The 338-nt window shown below is 22.8% G+C and carries 1 protein-coding gene; it reads left to right on the forward strand.

Annotated features, from left to right (window positions below):
* Positions 1-338, forward strand: a 338-nt coding sequence (locus CP960_RS13610; RefSeq protein WP_133121166.1) for an ATP-binding protein, incomplete at both ends; no start/stop codon positions are given.

The raw sequence follows: 338 nt of genomic DNA on the forward strand, positions 1-338 counted from the left end.
AATTTTTTTAAACCAAATAAAACAAAAGAGTATTTTGAAGTAAATAAAACAGTAAAAAAAGCAATATTTTTAATAGAATCAACATTTGAACATAACTATATAGAAATAGAAAAAGAGTTTAGTAAAGAGGAAATAGAAGTATATGGTTTTGCAAGTGAATTTTCACAAAGTATATTAAATATATTGTCAAATGCAAAAGATGCCTTAATAGAGAAAAAGATAGAAGAAGCAAAAGTAAAAATAAGAGTATATAAACAAAAAGAGAATGCAATAGTACAAATAGAAGATAATGCAAAAGGGATAAGTGAAAAGATAAAAGATAAGATATTTGAGCCATA

This window comes from Malaciobacter halophilus (assembly GCF_002837275.1).
Taxonomy (GTDB): Bacteria; Campylobacterota; Campylobacteria; order Campylobacterales; family Arcobacteraceae; genus Malaciobacter; species Malaciobacter halophilus.